The organism is Pseudomonas sp. IT-P100 (assembly GCF_949767185.1).
Classification (GTDB): domain Bacteria; phylum Pseudomonadota; class Gammaproteobacteria; order Pseudomonadales; family Pseudomonadaceae; genus Aquipseudomonas; species Aquipseudomonas fluorescens_B.
Genome location: NZ_CATKQK010000033.1, coordinates 46,720 through 62,814, shown reverse-complemented (window position 1 = coordinate 62,814; position 16,095 = coordinate 46,720). Strand labels below are relative to the sequence as shown.

The 16,095-nt window shown below is 59.8% G+C and carries 19 protein-coding genes; 9 read left to right on the top strand and 10 right to left on the bottom strand.

Translation table 11 applies throughout. The features are described 5' to 3' along the window. Positions 1–122 precede the first annotated feature (122 nt). From ACM6IQ_RS20800 to ACM6IQ_RS20770, 7 genes are read left to right on the top strand one after another with little or no spacing between them, the layout of a single operon-like run. Positions 123–800 (top strand): thermostable hemolysin, encoded by a 678-nt coding sequence (locus tag ACM6IQ_RS20800; protein ID WP_017338580.1) that lies wholly within the window; start codon positions 123–125, stop codon positions 798–800. Beyond that, complete coding sequence (locus ACM6IQ_RS20795; protein WP_414879700.1) at positions 790–2,271, top strand: AMP-binding protein; 1,482 nt, start codon at positions 790–792, stop codon at positions 2,269–2,271. Before ACM6IQ_RS20800 ends, ACM6IQ_RS20795 begins: the two co-directional genes overlap by 11 nt. Continuing rightward, the gene (locus tag ACM6IQ_RS20790) at positions 2,268–2,942 is read left to right on the top strand and encodes a TenA family transcriptional regulator (protein ID WP_414879699.1); all 675 of its coding nucleotides are present in this window, start codon (positions 2,268–2,270) and stop codon (positions 2,940–2,942) included. Before ACM6IQ_RS20795 ends, ACM6IQ_RS20790 begins: the two co-directional genes overlap by 4 nt. Then, positions 2,929–3,738, top strand: coding sequence for an SDR family oxidoreductase (locus ACM6IQ_RS20785; RefSeq protein ID WP_017338583.1), 810 nt, complete (start codon positions 2,929–2,931; stop codon positions 3,736–3,738). The genes ACM6IQ_RS20790 and ACM6IQ_RS20785 overlap by 14 nt, the downstream gene beginning before the upstream one ends. Next, entirely contained in the window at positions 3,735–4,379 is a 645-nt protein-coding gene (locus ACM6IQ_RS20780; protein ID WP_017338584.1) for a tetratricopeptide repeat protein, read from the top strand. Before ACM6IQ_RS20785 ends, ACM6IQ_RS20780 begins: the two co-directional genes overlap by 4 nt. A gap of 11 nt (positions 4,380–4,390) precedes the next feature. Beyond that, positions 4,391–5,053: a response regulator gene (locus ACM6IQ_RS20775; protein WP_017338585.1), complete on the top strand. Its 663-nt coding sequence runs from the start codon at positions 4,391–4,393 to the stop codon at positions 5,051–5,053. Then, the gene (locus tag ACM6IQ_RS20770; protein ID WP_017338586.1) at positions 5,050–6,417 is read left to right on the top strand and encodes an ATP-binding protein; all 1,368 of its coding nucleotides are present in this window, start codon (positions 5,050–5,052) and stop codon (positions 6,415–6,417) included. Before ACM6IQ_RS20775 ends, ACM6IQ_RS20770 begins: the two co-directional genes overlap by 4 nt. A 59-nt stretch (positions 6,418–6,476) precedes the next feature. On the opposite strand, the gene ACM6IQ_RS20765 is transcribed toward ACM6IQ_RS20770, so the two are convergent. Further along, the gene (locus ACM6IQ_RS20765) at positions 6,477–6,680 is read right to left on the bottom strand and encodes a hypothetical protein (RefSeq protein ID WP_017338587.1); all 204 of its coding nucleotides are present in this window, start codon (positions 6,678–6,680) and stop codon (positions 6,477–6,479) included. A 368-nt stretch (positions 6,681–7,048) separates the two neighbouring features. Then, positions 7,049–7,885: an NAD(P)H-binding protein gene (locus ACM6IQ_RS20760; RefSeq protein WP_414879698.1), complete on the bottom strand. Its 837-nt coding sequence runs from the start codon at positions 7,883–7,885 to the stop codon at positions 7,049–7,051. A 153-nt stretch (positions 7,886–8,038) separates the two neighbouring features. On the opposite strand from ACM6IQ_RS20760, the gene ACM6IQ_RS20755 reads away from it, so the two are divergent. Next, entirely contained in the window at positions 8,039–8,722 is a 684-nt protein-coding gene (locus tag ACM6IQ_RS20755; RefSeq protein WP_414879697.1) for a TetR/AcrR family transcriptional regulator, read from the top strand. On the opposite strand, the gene ACM6IQ_RS20750 is transcribed toward ACM6IQ_RS20755, so the two are convergent. The 8 genes from ACM6IQ_RS20750 to ACM6IQ_RS20715 all read right to left on the bottom strand — a co-directional run bounded on the left by ACM6IQ_RS20750 (position 8,719) and on the right by ACM6IQ_RS20715 (position 14,913). Further along, complete coding sequence (locus ACM6IQ_RS20750; RefSeq protein ID WP_017338590.1) at positions 8,719–9,003, bottom strand: hypothetical protein; 285 nt, start codon at positions 9,001–9,003, stop codon at positions 8,719–8,721. The two genes, ACM6IQ_RS20755 and ACM6IQ_RS20750, sit on opposite strands and share 4 nt — an antisense overlap. A 294-nt stretch (positions 9,004–9,297) precedes the next feature. Next, positions 9,298–9,528, bottom strand: a complete 231-nt coding sequence (locus tag ACM6IQ_RS20745; protein ID WP_414879696.1) for a hypothetical protein — start codon at positions 9,526–9,528, stop codon at positions 9,298–9,300. 114 nt (positions 9,529–9,642) lie between these two features. Continuing rightward, on the bottom strand, positions 9,643–9,864 hold the full coding sequence (locus ACM6IQ_RS20740; RefSeq protein ID WP_017338592.1) for a hypothetical protein: 222 nt from the start codon (positions 9,862–9,864) through the stop codon (positions 9,643–9,645). Positions 9,865–9,935: 71 nt separating this feature from the next. Beyond that, positions 9,936–10,976 (bottom strand): DNA topoisomerase IB, encoded by a 1,041-nt coding sequence (locus ACM6IQ_RS20735; protein WP_017338593.1) that lies wholly within the window; start codon positions 10,974–10,976, stop codon positions 9,936–9,938. Between the two features lie 75 nt (positions 10,977–11,051). Further along, a complete protein-coding gene (gene modC, locus ACM6IQ_RS20730) occupies positions 11,052–12,131 on the bottom strand; it encodes a molybdenum ABC transporter ATP-binding protein (protein ID WP_414879695.1) in 1,080 nt (359 codons plus the stop codon). Positions 12,132–12,134: 3 nt separating this feature from the next. Continuing rightward, positions 12,135–12,815 (bottom strand): molybdate ABC transporter permease subunit, encoded by a 681-nt coding sequence (gene modB / locus ACM6IQ_RS20725; RefSeq protein WP_017338595.1) that lies wholly within the window; start codon positions 12,813–12,815, stop codon positions 12,135–12,137. Continuing rightward, a complete protein-coding gene (gene modA / locus ACM6IQ_RS20720; RefSeq protein WP_414879694.1) occupies positions 12,816–13,583 on the bottom strand; it encodes a molybdate ABC transporter substrate-binding protein in 768 nt (255 codons plus the stop codon). 265 nt (positions 13,584–13,848) lie between these two features. After that, positions 13,849–14,913, bottom strand: coding sequence for an NAD(P)H-dependent flavin oxidoreductase (locus ACM6IQ_RS20715; RefSeq protein WP_017338597.1), 1,065 nt, complete (start codon positions 14,911–14,913; stop codon positions 13,849–13,851). Between the two features lie 197 nt (positions 14,914–15,110). Between ACM6IQ_RS20715 and ACM6IQ_RS20710 the strand changes: the two genes are divergently transcribed. Further along, the gene (locus ACM6IQ_RS20710; RefSeq protein ID WP_017338598.1) at positions 15,111–16,094 is read left to right on the top strand and encodes an MDR family oxidoreductase; all 984 of its coding nucleotides are present in this window, start codon (positions 15,111–15,113) and stop codon (positions 16,092–16,094) included. Position 16,095 lies beyond the last annotated feature (1 nt).

Below are 16,095 nucleotides of genomic sequence, written 5' to 3'. Positions count from 1 at the left end.
CTGCCTGCCCAGTCTTAAGGCAATCTGAAGACAGCGTTTGCACTGACATGAGTCCACCTTCAGATTCCGTTAAGAAATGCCTTGGATACTTCTCCCACACTTAACCCGGGAGGCGTCTTCCAATGCCCGATTTTGAATGGAATATTCCTCTACCCCTGCGCTTCGGCCACGCCGAAACGCCGACGATGAGTCTGGCCAGAGCGTTGCCTGACACCCTCGAGCGCCCAGTCTTCGAAGCCTTCATTCAGCAACGCTTTCGTAAGGCACACGGCGCCGATATACGTCACTTCATGCCCGAGCTGTTCGGCATGAGCGATGCAACAGGCACGCTCTGCGCGGTTGCCGGTGTGCGCCGGGCCAACGACGAATCGTTGTTTCTGGAACGTTACCTGGACGAGTCGATCGAGCCGCTGATCAGTGCCACTGCCGACCGCCCTGTGGATCGCAGCGGCATCGTCGAGGTCGGCAACCTGGCTGCCAGCGACACCGGCAGTGCGCGAATGAGCATCATCGCCATCACGTACCTGCTGGCTTTGGGCGGCCTGGAATGGGTGGCGTTCACCGGCAATATCGGCCTGGTGAACAGCTTTCATCGCCTGGGTCTGAAGCCCGTAACCCTCTGCGCTGCCGATCCCTCGCGGCTGGGCGATGACCGTCACAGCTGGGGCAGTTACTACGAGAGCAAACCCTGGGTGCACGTCGGCAACATACGCGCCGGCTTCATCCATTTGCGCAACATTGGCATGTTCAATCGCCTGGGGTTGCCATTGTCCATCGAGGAATCCAGCCATGTCGCCTGAACTGCAGCGGTTCAAGCAAACCCTGCGCAGCCATGCCGAGCGCAAGTCCAACGCCATCGCCTTGTGGGGCGATCACCTGAAAGTGGATTACGCCACGTTGTATGCCGAAGTGGTGTATCGCCAGCAGCGCTTGCGCGATGAAAACATCAAGGTGGTTGCCCTGGCGCTGGACAATGGCGTCGACGCCATGCTCTGGGACCTGGCCGCGCTGTTCGAAGGCCTGACCTGCCTGACGTTGCCCCCTTTTTTCAGCCCGGCTCAACGCATCCATTGCCTGGAACAGAGCCAGGCCGGGCTGGTGATTGCCGAGCCGGAACTGGCGGACGAACTGCAAAGCGCCGGGTACGAGAAAAACGGCGAGTTCTGGCGCCGCACCTTCAACGGCCCGAACCGGATGCCGGAAGGGACCGCCAAACTGACGTTCACCTCCGGTACCACCGGTACACCCAAAGGCGTGTGCCTCAGCGCCGAGAGCCTGTTAACGGTCGCACGCGAACTGGATCAAGCGAGCAAACCCGCTGACCCGCAACATCACCTGGCCCTGTTGCCCTTGGCGATCCTGCTGGAAAACCTCGGCTGCTATGCCGCGCTGTATGCCGGCGCCACCTTGAGCGTACCGAGCCAGAAAACCCTGGGCATTCAGGGCGCCAGCGGTGTGGATGTGCCACGCCTGCTCGGTTGCCTGGCCACACGTGCCCCCGAAAGCCTGATCCTGGTGCCGCAATTGCTGTTGATGCTGGTCAGCGCCGCCGAACAAAAAGCCTTCAATCCTTATCCATTGCGTTTTGCCGCGGTGGGTGGGGCACGGGTCAGCGAAGAATTACTGCACCGTGCGCAACGGATCGGTCTGCCGGTGTACGAAGGCTACGGGCTGTCGGAGTGTGCCTCGGTGGTCTGCCTCAATCGGCCCGAGGCCCGACGTCCCGGCAGTGTCGGCCAGCCACTTCCCCACGTAGAGATTCGCCTGGCACAGGATGGCGAGGTGCTGGTCAAGGGCGCGACGCTGCTCGGTTACCTGGGTGAGGCGCCGCACACCGATGAGTGGTGGCCGACCGGGGATCTTGGTGAATTCGACCCTGACGGTTTTCTCTACCTGAAAGGGCGCAAGAAACATCAATTCGTCACCAGTTTCGGACGCAACGTCAATCCGGAATGGGTTGAGGCCGAATTGACCCAGCGCCGCCATATCGCCCAGGCCTTCGTGTACGGCGAAGCCATGCCGCGAAACCATGCGTTGCTCTGGCCCCATCGACCGGATTGCACGGACGAAGAACTGGCCGCTGCCGTCGCACAGGCCAACGAAGCCTTGCCCGATTACGCCCAGGTCCATCACTGGACCCGTCTTGATCAACCCTTCACTCCCGCCAATGGCCTGCTCACCGCCAATGGCCGCCCACGCCGTGACGCCATCGTCGAGCGTTACCGGGCGCAACTGACTGAATCAGCACTTTCCGAGGTATCCGCATCATGAGTTTTTTCGACACGCTGCAAGAAGCCACGCAACAAGAACGCCATACATTGTTCAATCTGCCGATCATCCGCGACGCGCTTGAGGGCAAGGTCAGCCTGGAAAGCTATCGTGCGTTCCTGGCGCAAGCCTATTACCACGTGCGCCACACCGTGCCGTTGATGATGGCCTGCGGCGCCCGTCTGCCGACACGCCTGGAATGGCTGCGTAAAGCGGTGTGCGAGTACATCGAGGACGAATACGGTCACGAACAATGGATATTGGACGATATCGAAGCCTGCGGCGGCGACAGGAACGCGGTGCGCGACGGTCGTCCATCCATGCCGATTGAGTTGATGGTCAGCTTTCTCTACGACCTGATTGCTCGCGACAACCCGGTCGGCCTGTTCGGCATGGTCAACGTGCTGGAAGGCACCAGCATCGCCCTGGCCACCCACGCTGCCGGCAGCATTCGCGATCGACTGGGCTTGCCGGAGAGCGCCTTCAGCTACCTCAGCTCCCATGGCTCCCTGGACATCGAACACATGCAGACCTATCGCCGGCTGATGAACACCCTCGACGATCCGGCGGATCAGGCGGCCGTGATCCACGCCTCCAAAGTGGTGTACACGCTCTACACCGATATGTTCCGTGGTTTGCCGCGCGACGGGGAGAACCTGCATGCGCCTGTCTGAAGCTCGCGTGGTGCTGACCGGCGCCAGCGGTGGCATTGGCCTGGCGATCGCGTCTGCCTTGTGTGCCAGCGGTGCACACGTATTGGCGGTGACCCGGCATCGCGAATCCCTGGAACCGTTGCTGGCTCGCTATCCGCAGCACTTGTGCTGGATCGGCGCGGACCTGACCGTTCTGTCCGACCGGCGCAAGGTGTTGACCGCGGCGGAGTCTATTGGCGGAATCAATCTGCTGATCAACGCCGCCGGGGTCAACCACTTCGCCATGCTTGAACAACTGGAGGACAGCGACATCCACGCCATGCTGGCGGTGAACATCAGCGCGCCGATCTGCCTGACCAAGTTGCTGTTGCCGCTGCTCAAGAAAGCCGAGAGCGCGATGGTGGTGAACGTCGGTTCGACCTATGGATCGATCGGTTACCCCGGCTACGCCAGCTATTGCGCCACCAAGTTCGCCTTGCGCGGCTTTTCCGAAGCCCTGCGCCGTGAACTGGCGGACACCCGGGTCGGCGTTCTCTACGTCGCGCCACGCGCCACCCGCACGAGCATGAACAGCCCGGCGGCGCAGGCCTTGAATGACGCTCTGAAATCCAATGTCGATGCTCCCCAGACAGTCGCCTCGGCGGTGATCCACGCGATTGCCGGCGACCGTCGCGATTTGTACCTGGGCTGGCCGGAGCGCTTTTTCGTGCGCCTGAACAGCCTGCTGCCCAATTTGGTCGACCGAGGCTTGCGCAAGCAATTGCCGCTGATCCGTCGCCTGAGTCAGAAGCCCGATAACGAGAACCTCAAGCCATGAAAAAATTCACCGTTTGCCTGCTGCTCACCGCCCTGAGCCAAAGCGTCTGGGCGCTGGACACCGCTGACCAGCAACGCCTGACCGGCATCCAGCAAAGTTGGGCGCACATTCAATACGAAATGCCGGCCGACCAACGCACCGCAGCGTTTGAAAAGCTCGCGGGCCAGGCGGCTGCGTTTACCCGGGAGCGCCAATCGGTGGCCGAAGCCTGGATCTGGTCCGGTATAGTCAGCAGCAGTTGGGCCGGAGCCCAAGGCGGATTGGGTGCGTTGAGCAAGGTCAAGGACGCGAAGGTCGATCTGGAGAAAGCGCTGGCGCTGGACCCCAAAGCGCTGCAAGGCTCGGCCTATACCAGCCTTGGCGCTCTGTATGACCGCGTTCCCGGCTGGCCCATCGGTTTTGGTGATTCGGACAAGGCCGAGCAGCTACTCAAACAGGCCTTGCAACTTAACCCGAACGGCATCGATAGTCTGTACTTCTGGGGTGATCACCTCTACCGTCAAAAACGCTACGGCGAAGCCAGAAGCGCGCTGCAAAAAGCCCTGCAAGCGGAGCCAAGGCCGGGCCGGGAAACCGCCGATGCCGGACGCCGCAAGGAAATCGAAGCGTTGCTGGTGGACGTGAACAAGAAACTCGACTGACAGGAGTTCGTGTGCGCTTATTACTGATCGAGGATGACGTAGCGTTGGGCGAAGGCATCCATCAGGCTCTGGGGCGAGAAGGTTACACCGTTGACTGGGTGCAGGACGGCAGCAGTGCCTTGCACTCGCTGCTCAGTGAAACCTTCGATCTTGCGGTGCTCGACCTTGGCTTGCCGCGTATGGACGGCCTCGAGGTACTGCGGCGTTTGCGTGACAGCGGCTCGAATTTGCCGGTGCTGATCCTTACCGCGCGGGATGCCACCGAAGACCGTATCGCCGGACTGGATGCCGGCGCTGACGATTACCTGATCAAACCCTTCGACCTGGCCGAGCTGAAGGCGCGCCTGCGAGCGTTGCTGCGGCGCAGCGCCGGTCGCGCCCAGGTGTTGATCGAACACGCCGGCATCAGCCTTAATCCTGGCACCCAGCAAGTCAGCTACCAGGGAGAACCGGTGGCACTGACGCCAAAGGAATATCAACTGCTCCATGAATTGCTCTCGCCACCGGGCCGAGTCATGACCCGCGATCATCTGATGCAGCTGCTGTATGGCTGGAACGAAGAAGCCGAGAGCAACACCCTGGAAGTGCATATCCATCACTTGCGAAAGAAATTCTCAACCGACCTGATTCGCACCATCCGCGGTGTCGGATATCTGGTGGAGGAGCGCCGATGACCTCGATCAGGCGTCGCACCCTGACGCTGATCATCGGTCTGTTGCTCGCTGGTATTACGATGATGAGCGTGCTCAACCTGCACGACAGCAATCACGAAATCGCCGAAGTCTATGATGCTCAGCTGGCTCAGAATGCGCGACTGCTGCAAGGGGTCATGCGTATGCCCATGGCCAGCAGGGAACACTCCGATCTGTATCAGGCCTTCAACAAGGCCTTGAGTGAAGCGGAACCGAGAGTCGACGGTCATCCCTATGAAACCAAGATTGCCTTCCAGGTCTGGAATCCCAAGGGCGAAGTGCTGGTGCATACCGCCAGCGCGCCGTCTTTCGGCACACCCCCGGGGACGCCAGGATTCAGTGATGTGGTGGATCTGAACCACCGTCACTGGCGTGCGTTCATGCTCGAAGACAAACAGAACGGCCTGCGCATCTGGGTTGGCGAGCGAGACGATGTGCGTTCGGACCTGGTGGACCGGATCGTACGCCATACGCTGGGGCCCAATATCCTGGGCAGTTTGTTGTTGGCGTCGATGATCTGGCTGGCGATCGGCTGGGGTTTGAAACCGTTGGTCGATATGGCCGCGACATTGCGTGCGCGGCATCCAGGCTCACTGGAACCCTTGCAACTGATGCCGTTACCTACCGAGCTTGAGCCCATGCAGGCGGCCCTCAACCGCATGCTCGCGCAGATTCAGGAAGTCATGGGGCGGGAGCGGCGCTTTATCGCTGACGCCGCCCATGAAATGCGCACGCCATTAGCGGTGCTCAGGGTCCATGCACAGAACCTGATGGAGGCGGGCAGTGAGGAGGAACGTTGCGAGTCCCTCGAACATTTGATCGCCGGCGTCGACCGTGCCAGCCGACTGGTCAACCAATTACTGACCATGGCTCGACTTGAACCGCAATCAGCGATTCGTATACCCCCCACCATTGATCTGGTCGCCACCGTGCGCGCTAGCCTGGTTCAGATGACCCCCTGGTTGTTGAACAAGGGGCTCGAGCTGGCTTTCGATGTCAGCGACGAAATCGGCCCGGTCAGAGTTGATTCCGCAGCCATCGATATCGCCTTGAACAATTTGGTGACCAACGCTGCAAACTTTTCCCCGGAGCACGGCTTGATCACGGTAAGGCTGAATAAAAAAGCAGATCACTATGAACTGTCTGTCGAGGACGAGGGACCGGGGATTAACGAGGAAGATCGTGATCGGCTTTTCGAGCGTTTCTACAGCCGTGGCAATGATCAGGGGGCGGGCTTGGGTTTGAATATCGTTCAGGCGATCGCCGATCGCCTGGGAGGACAGATTCGGTTAGAAAATCGCGCCTCGAAAGGGTTGTGCGCCACGTTGGAATTCCACTGTTTTTGACGCCGCTGCTTTAGCGCGCGTCTGCGAGTCAGCCCTTGGGACTGGAGCGTCAGAGCCTGTTACTCAGGACCTTCGATGTCCTGTTTCCCGCGCCGCTCGATGCCGGTAGGGCTTCCGGAGTCAACGAGCCTTCTCTCCAGCAGAATATTCTGCAGTGCCTGGCGATCTGCCGGCTCCAGCTGATGCGCTCTTTCCTTAAGCTCCAGCAAGATCGGGCTGGAATAGGTGCGGTAGGTTTTCTCCGCCGTACGAATCGGTGTCATTTAATCCCTCCTTGATCACCTGCACACTCAGGTTGGCGCGTTGCGATGCGTTAGAAATCCTAGTTGAGGAAACGGTTTATCGCCAAAAAAGGATCGCACCAAAAAGGGGGGGATTCTGGCAAACCTTGAGCCCTGGCTGAGCGGTGGTCGTTAATCGCGGATTACCCGGAAGCAAAGGGGATTTGGAAGGTGGCTGGAGACGTGATCTGCGTGACGTATAAAAAGTTTGGGAAAGAATGAAACACCGTACGCAGCGACGGTGTTTCAGTTTGGTTGATCGATGAATAAAAGGACCACTGATAATAAATTCAGTGTGCATTAACCGATGCACACCGATTCACCTCATGGTCGCGCGGAGCGCTTCAATATCACTCTTCGCTTGCCCAGACACCTGTGGCGGCAGTGCGTCGAACATAGTCGCTGAAGTCCCGTGCCGGGCGACCCAGCGCACGCTGTACGCCATCGGCCACAGGTGTATTGCGGCCGTCGAGTATGGTTGTGAAGAGATAAAGCACCAGATCGATCAGTTCGGCGGGTACCTGCGCCTGTTCCAACGCCTGCCGATAGGCGTCCGGCGGTACCGCAACGAACGCAATGCCCCGTTCCGTCTCACGGGCAATTTCAGCGACAGCCTCCGCGAAGGTCAATGCTCGCGGACCCGTCAGTTCATACAGTTGGCCTGCGTGTCCCGGCTTGGTCAGTGCAACGACCGCGATCTCGGCGATGTCTTCCACGTCGACAAAGGGCTCGGCGATGTTGCCGACGGGGAGGGCCAGTTCTCCTTGCAAAATCGGCTCGAGAAAATGGGCTTCGCTGAAGTTCTGAAAAAACCAGCTGGCCCGCAGGATGGTCCAGTCGGCCCCGCTGTTTTGAACGACGCGTTCGGCTTGTTCCGCTTCAATTTCGCCACGCCCCGACAGCAGCACCAGTTTACGCACGCCGCTCTTGACCGCTTGATCGGTGAATGCCTGCACCGTCTCAACGGCACCGGGGACTGCCAGGTCCGGTTGGAACGAGAGGTAGACGGCACGAACGCCATCCATCGCGGCGGCCCACGTGCTTCGATCCTCCCAGTCGAAAGCGGGACTGGCCCTTCGGGAGCCCAAGCGGACAGACACTCCCTGCGCTTGCAATCGCTGAACAATTCGCCGCCCTGTCTTGCCCGTAGCACCGGTAATCAGGATGGTTTCCTGGGAGGTTTTCATCGCGCTCATCTCCATTGATTTAATGTGAGTGTTACTCATGTTTTAAAGATGATAAACCCTCACGTTTTATCGTCAACCGGCAGAATCGCTGAAACCGACGTACGGGCAGTGCTAAGGTGAGGCTATGTCATGTTATTGATCGGGAGCGCACCAGTGCCCAAGAAAGCCACCGAAATCGTCGAACAACCTGCCTCCGAGCCGGCCCGGCGTAATCCCACGCAACAACGCAGTCGCGAGCGCCAGGAGCGAATCCTCGCGGCGGCGACACAATTGACTGCGAGCAAGGGCAGCGATCAACTCAAAATGAGTGAGATAGCTGAATGCTGCGGGATTTCCATCGGCTCGCTTTATCAGTACTTTCCGGACAAAAGTTCGGTCATACAGACCCTGGCAGAGCGCTACAACGCCGAAAGCCGTCGCTGTATCGAAGCGGCGCTGGCGGCGGTTGAAGATGCGCAAGGGCTGAGCGCAGCCTTTTCAGCGCTGCTCGACGAGTATTACGAGATCGTCCTGGCAACACCGGCGATGCGCGACATCTGGTCGGGCATGCAGGCAGACAAACACCTCATGGCGCTGGAGTTGCAGGAAAGCCGGATTGCCGGTGGGCTGTTGGCTGAGGTGATGATGCGGGTGTATCCAGGCAGTGACGCGGGGCAGGTCCAGGCCTCGGCATTTTTGATCTGGCACCTGGGCGAAGCGACCATGCGTCTGGCCATTTCATGTGCGCCCGAAGAGGGGCGCGGGCTGGTCGAGGCGTTCAAGCGAATGGCTTTGCGTGAAATCACCGGGTTGACGGCTGGGACGAAGGGCGTCGCAACCGCCAGACCTGCCTGTTAAACGAAAGGTTGACCAGTAAAGCCCCGAGGCAATCGTTGCCGCCCGTCCATCGCGGTAAGCCGCTCGACCCATTCCACGCGCCAGTCATTGGCGGTGTGAGTGACTTTGGCTTTGCGTGCGGCGCGGCGAGCAGCGTTACGCTGGTCTTTGCGCGCATCCTTGAACGCATCGGTGCTTCGGCAGCTTCTGCATTTCACCCGGGTCAGTTCAGTCGTTGAGGTGAGTTTGCTTCCTTTGTGACCGCAGGCCAGATGCCCGCCAACTTTGAAGTGAGTAACCATCAGACGCCTCCTTGGTGACGTGTAACTGTTGGACCTCCAGCAAGTAATGTCGTTCGGCACGCAAAAAAATGGCCCGCATGCGGGCGGGCCAAGGGGTTCATCAGAAGGAGTAGGTTCACTGTACGGCTTGTTTTGTGAACACTTTGTGAAATGGCCGGGCAAAAAAAAATCCCGGCGCCAGGCCGGGTGGGTTCAGCAGTAATGATCAGCCAAGCAGATGCACGGTGACGAAAATGTCGCCGTTCATGGGCTCTGAATCAGGTCGTGTACGCGTTGTCCGGTGTCCAGATCGAATCATCTGAACCTTGGCAGCGGCGGTTCGACAGGCTTGAGCGAGGACAACGTGCTGCGGATCAGTGGCGCATCCTTCTCGATGTCGTTCAGGCGATCACGAATTCTGAGGGCGGTCGGGTGCCCGCCTTGATGATCGACCCAGTCGGCGATTTCCTTGCACGCCGCGGCCAGGCGAGCCTGGCGGGAATCAAGCAGGGTGAGCAGGGTGGTGATGGACTCTTTTTCGGACATGGCAAACACCTCCGTTCAAGAAACCTGGCAATTGGCAACAAAAAGCCCGCTGGGAGCGAGCTTTCTGCCGATGGGGTCGCTGGTCCCTCAGCCATTTCAGTATAGACCCGGACTTCAGCCTTGTCGGGCCGTCACCTGCGATCGGGCGTTGTATAGACGGCAGGCGCGACGGGCATCTTCTTCAGTATCAAAGCCGTCGCCAATGAAGCCACGGGTGCGGGTATCAATGATGCGATACCAGACTTTAGCGTCGGGTGGTGGATGACCGACTTCCCCGGCGCGGCGACCATGAATGATGATCTTGTTGCAGCGCTGCACAACGAAAATGTCTTCCATGGCGTCACCGGAGCTAATTTCTGTCACATCTACTATAGAAGCCATTCGCGATCGTGCAAAAAATGGACAGGTCAGTTCGTCGGTTGAGACGCCTCGATCATCCGTTCCAGGTACATCGCCAGCCCGACTTCTTCGGCCCTGAGGCCTTTACGGGTTCTGGGTCGCGGTAACTCGGCCAATGCCCCCAGCAGAAAGCCGTCGAGCACCGCCGGGTGGATATAGCACTTGCGACAGACCGCCGGGGTGTTGCCGAGTTGCCTGGCGACGTTCTTGACCATTTCCACTACATGGCGCTTGGCATCAGACTCCGGCTCCCACTGCAACTCGCGCAGCACGGCCAATGCCAGCGCGCTGCCGGCCCAGGTGCGGTAATCCTTGGCGGTGAAGTCAGCGCCGGTCAGCGTTTGCAGATAGGCATTTACGTCGGAGGAACTGACGGTGTGCCGTTCACCGTTTTCATCCAGATACTGAAACAGGTTTTGCCCGGGAATTTCCTGGCAGCGTTTGATGATTCGCGCCAGACGCCGGTCTTTCACGGTGATCTGGTGTTCGACACCACTCTTGCCACGGAACTGGAACCGGATCGCACTGCCGTTGACCTCGACGTGACGGTTGCGCAGGGTGGTCAACCCATAGGAGCGATTGTCCCGCGCGTACTGCGTATTGCCGACCCGGATCAGGGTCGCATCCAGCAAGGTAATGACCGTGGCCATGACTTTGTCGCGGCTGAAACCCGGCGCCTCCAACAGTGTTTCAAGCTGTTTGCGCAGCTTCGGCAGGGCCAGCCCGAAGTCTCGCAGCCGCGAGTATTTATCGGCATCGCGTACTTCCCGCCAGCGCGGGTGGTAACGGTATTGTTTGCGCCCCCGGGCATCGCGGCCGGTGGCTTGCAGGTGCCCGCGCGGGTCGGCGCAGATCCATACGTCGGTGTAGGCCGGAGGGACGGCGAGGGCGTTGATGCGCTTGATCTCGTCCGGATCAGTGATGCGCTGACCCGTGGGTTCGAAGTAGCAAAACTTGCCGCGCAGTTTCTTGCGAGTGATGCCGGGCTGGGTGTCGTCGACGTAGTGCAGGTCGGGCGGCAGCACGTCGGGCAATGCGGAATCGGGCATGGCGGTAATCCTTGGCAACGAATCAGGGGCCGTTACAGCCATTGACCGCACGCCTTTGCAGACGTGCCAGCGGATTTACGCCAGCACCGCCACCGCCTTGATCTGCGCCCAGAGTTGCTGGCCGGGGTGCACGTTCAATTGATCCCGGGAGTAGCGGGTGATCCGTGCCAGCAGCGGCGTGCCGGCCGCGTCCAGCCGAATCAGCACGTGGGCGGCGTTGTCCGCGCCCATTTCACTGACCACCGTCACCGGCAGACGATTGAGAATGCTGCTGTGCTCGACGCTTTGCAGGCTGAGACTGACATCGCGCGCCTGAACCTTGCAGCGAAGTGCCTGGCCGGCGTCCATCGGTGTGTGTGTCACGCGAATGTTCAGCGCGGAGCCCGGTAATTGCAGGGTCAGCAATTGATAGTCCGCGTCATACGTACTGACATGGCCCTCGATCACGACGCCAGCGTCATCGCCCAACGCCAATGGCAGGTCGAGACGGGCCAGGGTTTCACCGATAGGGCCGCTGGCCAGTGCCTTGCCGTGGCTGAGCAGGACGATGTGGTCAGCCAGCCGAGCCACCTCATCCTGGGAATGACTGACGTACAGCACCGGGATGTCCAGTTCATCGTGCAACCGTTGCAGGTACGGCAGGATTTCGCTTTTGCGTTGCGAATCCAGTGCCGCCAGCGGTTCGTCCATCAGCAACAGCTTCGGGCTGGTCAGCAGGGCGCGGGCGATGCCGATGCGCTGCCGTTCACCGCCGGAGAGGTTTTGTGGGTGACGATCCAGCAGATGGCCGATGCCCAGCAGTTCAGTCGCGTGAGCCATGTCGACCCGGCGCAGTTGTTGCGGGATTCGCCTGAGACCGAATTGCAGGTTCGCCAGCACCGACAGATGCGGAAACAGACTGGCTTCCTGAAAGACATAACCGAGCGCGCGCTTGTGCGGCGCGACGAAAATCTTCCTGTCGCTGTCCTGCCAGACTTCATCGTTGATCTGGATAAAGCCCTGTTCTGCCCGTTCAAGGCCTGCAATGCAGCGCAGGCAGGTGGTTTTGCCTGAGCCGGAGTGACCGTACAGCGCGGTGACGCCACGGCCCGGCAGGTGCAAATCCACATCCAGGGCGAACCCCGAGTAGTTCAGTTTCAGACGCGTTTTGATCATCAATCAGCTCCAGCCTGCTCTGGTTTTGCGACTGGAGTAGAGCGCCAGCAACACTGCGAAAGAGAACACTAACATCGCCCCGGCCAGCCAGTGGGCCTGGGCATATTCCATGGCCTCGACGTGATCGTAGATTTGCACCGAGACCACTCGGGTCTTGTCGGGAATGTTGCCGCCGATCATCAGCACCACACCAAATTCGCCAACGGTATGGGCGAAACCGAGAATCGCCGCCGTGATGAAACCCGGTCGGGCCAGCGGCAGGATCACACTGAAAAAGGTGTCCCAGGGATTGGCGCGCAAGGTCGCGGCCACTTCCAGCGGACGGCTGCCGATGGCAGAGAAAGCATTCTGCAGCGGCTGCACCACGAACGGCATCGAGTAGAGCACCGAACCGATCACCAACCCGGCAAAACTGAAGGTCAGGGTGCCGAGCCCCAGTGACTGGGTGAAGTGGCCGACAAAACCGTTAGGACCCAACGCCAGCAAAAGATAAAAGCCAATCACCGTGGGTGGCAACACCAGGGGCAGGGCGACGATCGCCCCGATCGGGCCGCGCAACCAGGACTGGGTGCGCGACAGCCACAACGCAATCGGAGTGCCGATGATCAGCAGGATAACCGTCGTCAGGGAGGCGAGCTTCAGGGTCAGCCAGATCGCGGAAAAGTCGGCGCTCGATAGAGTCATTTAGAGTTGGTAACCGTAGGACTTGATGACAGCGGCGGCTTTCGGCCCCTTGAGGTAGTCAACCAGTGCCTTGGCAGCCGGGTTGTCCTTGCCTTTGTTGAGGATCACCGCATCTTGTTTGATCGGTTCGTGCAGGCTGGCTGGAACGATCCACGCCGAACCGCTGGTCACTTTGCCGTCTTTGTAGATCTGCGACAAGGCGACGAAGCCCAGTTCTGCGTTGCCGGTGGAAACGAACTGGTAAGCCTGGGTGATGTTCTGGCCTTCAACGATTTTGTCTCTGACCTTGTCGGTCAGGCCCAGCCTGGCCAGTACCTGGGTGGCGGCGAGGCCGTAAGGCGCGGTTTTCGGGTTGGCGATCGACAGATGCTGGTATTGATTGTCGCTCAACGTTTTGCCCTTGGCATCGACGTAACCTTCCTTGGCCGACCAAAGCGCGAGGGTGCCGACGGCGTAGGTGAAGCGCGACCCCTTGACCGTCTCACCTTCGGCTTCGAGTTTTAGCGCGGTGGTGTCGTCCGCTGAGAGGAACACTTCGAACGGCGCGCCATTCTTGATCTGGGTGTAGAACTGGCCGGTTGCACCAAAGGAGGTGACCAGTTTATGCCCGGTGTCTTTCTCGAAGTCGGCAGCGATGGCCTGTATCGGCGCGGTGAAGTTGGCCGCGACAGCGACCTGGACTTCATCGGCCTGGGCAGCGCCGATGGCGAACACTGCGAGCAGGCTCGCCAGGCAGATGGGGGCAAAACGTGAGGCACGAATGGTCATGAAACGGCTCCGTGGCAGGCAAGTATGGCGAGGAGGTACAACGCTATATAGCTAAATATATAGCGTATTGCCTGCAAACGGAATGTGCTGGAACTGGATTACATGGGTGACGAATAAATCTCTGTGGCGAGGGAGCTTGTCTGTGGTGAGGGGATTCATCCCCGTTGGGTCGCGCAGCGGCCCCGCTTTTGCGGCCGACATCCAAATATTTTGCGTCTGCTGCGCAGCCGAACGGGGATGAATCCCCTCGCCACAGGTTGTGTGTCTACACGCGCAGCAGTTTCGCCAACCCTTCCTCCGCCAAGCGCCGCGTCAATTCCGCCGTCGTCATCTCTACCCCCAACGTAAATGCCTGCCCGGCCCAAAGGTTGCTGAAATCCGCTTCCCCCTTCGCCCGCAATGGCATCAACGCTCCACCCGCCAATGGAAAGGCCGGTGCCTTGTCGCTCATCGGCCCGAGTTCACGCATGACCCGGTTCAGAATTCCCCGCGCCGGGCGGCCGGTGAAAATATTAGTGACAGCAGTCTCGCTTTCCTTTGCCGTGCGCAATGCCTTGTGATGGGAGGCGCTGACTTTGGCTTCCGGTGTGAACAGATACGCCGTACCCACCTGCACCGCTGAAGCGCCCAACATAAATGCCGCCGCAACGCCTCGTGCATCGGCAATACCGCCGGCAGCAATCACCGGCACTTTCACCGCGTCGACGATTTGCGGCACCAGCGCGAAGACACCCACCTGGCTGCTCAGATCCTCGCTGAGGAACATGCCCCGATGGCCTCCGGCTTCATAACCCATGGCGATGATTGCGTCACAACCGTTTTGCTCAAGCCAGATCGCTTCTTCGACGGTCGTTGCCGACGACAGCACCTTTGCGCCGGTGGCCTTGACGCGATCCAGCAGGGATTTTTCCGGCAGGCCGAAGTGAAAGCTCACCACGTCGGGGCGACATTCTTCGATCACTTCGCAGGTTGCGTGATCGAACGGTGCGCGATTGGACACCGGCGTCGGCGCGTCGAAGTCCACGCCCAGTTCCCGGTAATAAGGTTCCAGCAGATTCTTCCAGTCTCGAGCGCGTTGCTCGTCGGCTGCCGGTGGTTGGTGACAGAAGAAATTGACATTGAAAGGGCGTTGAGTGTGTTGGCGGATCGTCTTCAATTCTTCGCGCAACTGCTCGGTGCTGAGCATCGCCGCAGGCATCGAGCCCAGGCCACCGGCGTTGCTCGCCGCGATCACCATGGCCGACCCGGTGGCGCCAGCCATCGGCGCCTGGATGATGGGCAGTTCGATCCCCAGCAGATCAAGAATTCGGGTGTCTGGCCATTGGCTCATTTGCAAGGTTCTCCGGTGTCACAACAGGAACGGGTTTTGTACCAGCAATGCCGGGCTCACGACCAATCGATTTTTGCATGGGGGGCAATCGCACGGTGATGGGAACACTCGGATTGGCATAAAGTCGGGTACGACAAAATGGTGCAGTGTGATATTTCAACTGCACCACAATGGTGTGATTCGATTAGGAGACGACAATGTTCCAAGGCATTTTGATCGACAAAGACGACAGCGGTTACCGGGCCACACTGCAAGAGATCAATGACGATCAACTGCCCGAGGGCGATGTGACCGTGCGAGTGGCGTACAGCACGCTGAATTTCAAGGACGGTCTGGCGATCACCGGCAGCAGCCCGGTGGTGCGAAAATTCCCGATGGTGCCGGGCATCGATCTGGCGGGGACTGTCGAAGTCAGTGGGCATCCGGACTACAAGGTCGGTGATCAGGTCGTACTCAATGGCTGGGGGGTAGGCGAAGGGCATTGGGGCGGATTGGCGCAGAAGGCGCGCCTGAATGGCGACTGGCTGATTCCATTGCCCCCGGAATTCACCCCTGCCCAGGCAATGGCCATCGGCACGGCCGGCTACACGGCGATGCTGAGCATTCTGGCGCTGGAGCATAACGGCGTGACGCCAGAGCAGGGCGATGTCCTGGTCACGGGCGCCAACGGCGGTGTAGGCAGTTTCGCCATCGCGTTGCTGAGCAAGCTCGGTTACCGGGTGGTTGCGTCCACTGGCCGTACCTCCGAGCACGACTACCTCAAGCAGTTGGGGGCCAGCGAAATCATCGACCGCGCTACGCTGTCGGAACCGGGCAAGCCGCTGGCCAAGGAGCGTTGGGCGGCTGTGATCGACTCGGTCGGCAGTCACACCCTGGCCAACGCCTGTGCCAGCACTAAGGCCAACGGCACTGTGGCTGCATGTGGCCTGGCGCAAGGCATGGATTTTCCAGCCTCCGTTGCCCCGTTTATTTTGCGTGGCGTGACACTGGCCGGGATCAACAGCGTGACCCAGCCCAAAGCCAAACGAGTGCTCGCCTGGAATCGCCTGGCCAAGGATCTGGACTTCGCTTTGCTGCCGCTGATCAGTCACGAAATCGGTTTGAGTGAAGCAATAGAAGCCGCGCCACGATTACTTGCGGGTCAGCTGCGCGGTCGAGTGGTGGTGGATGTGAATCGCTAAA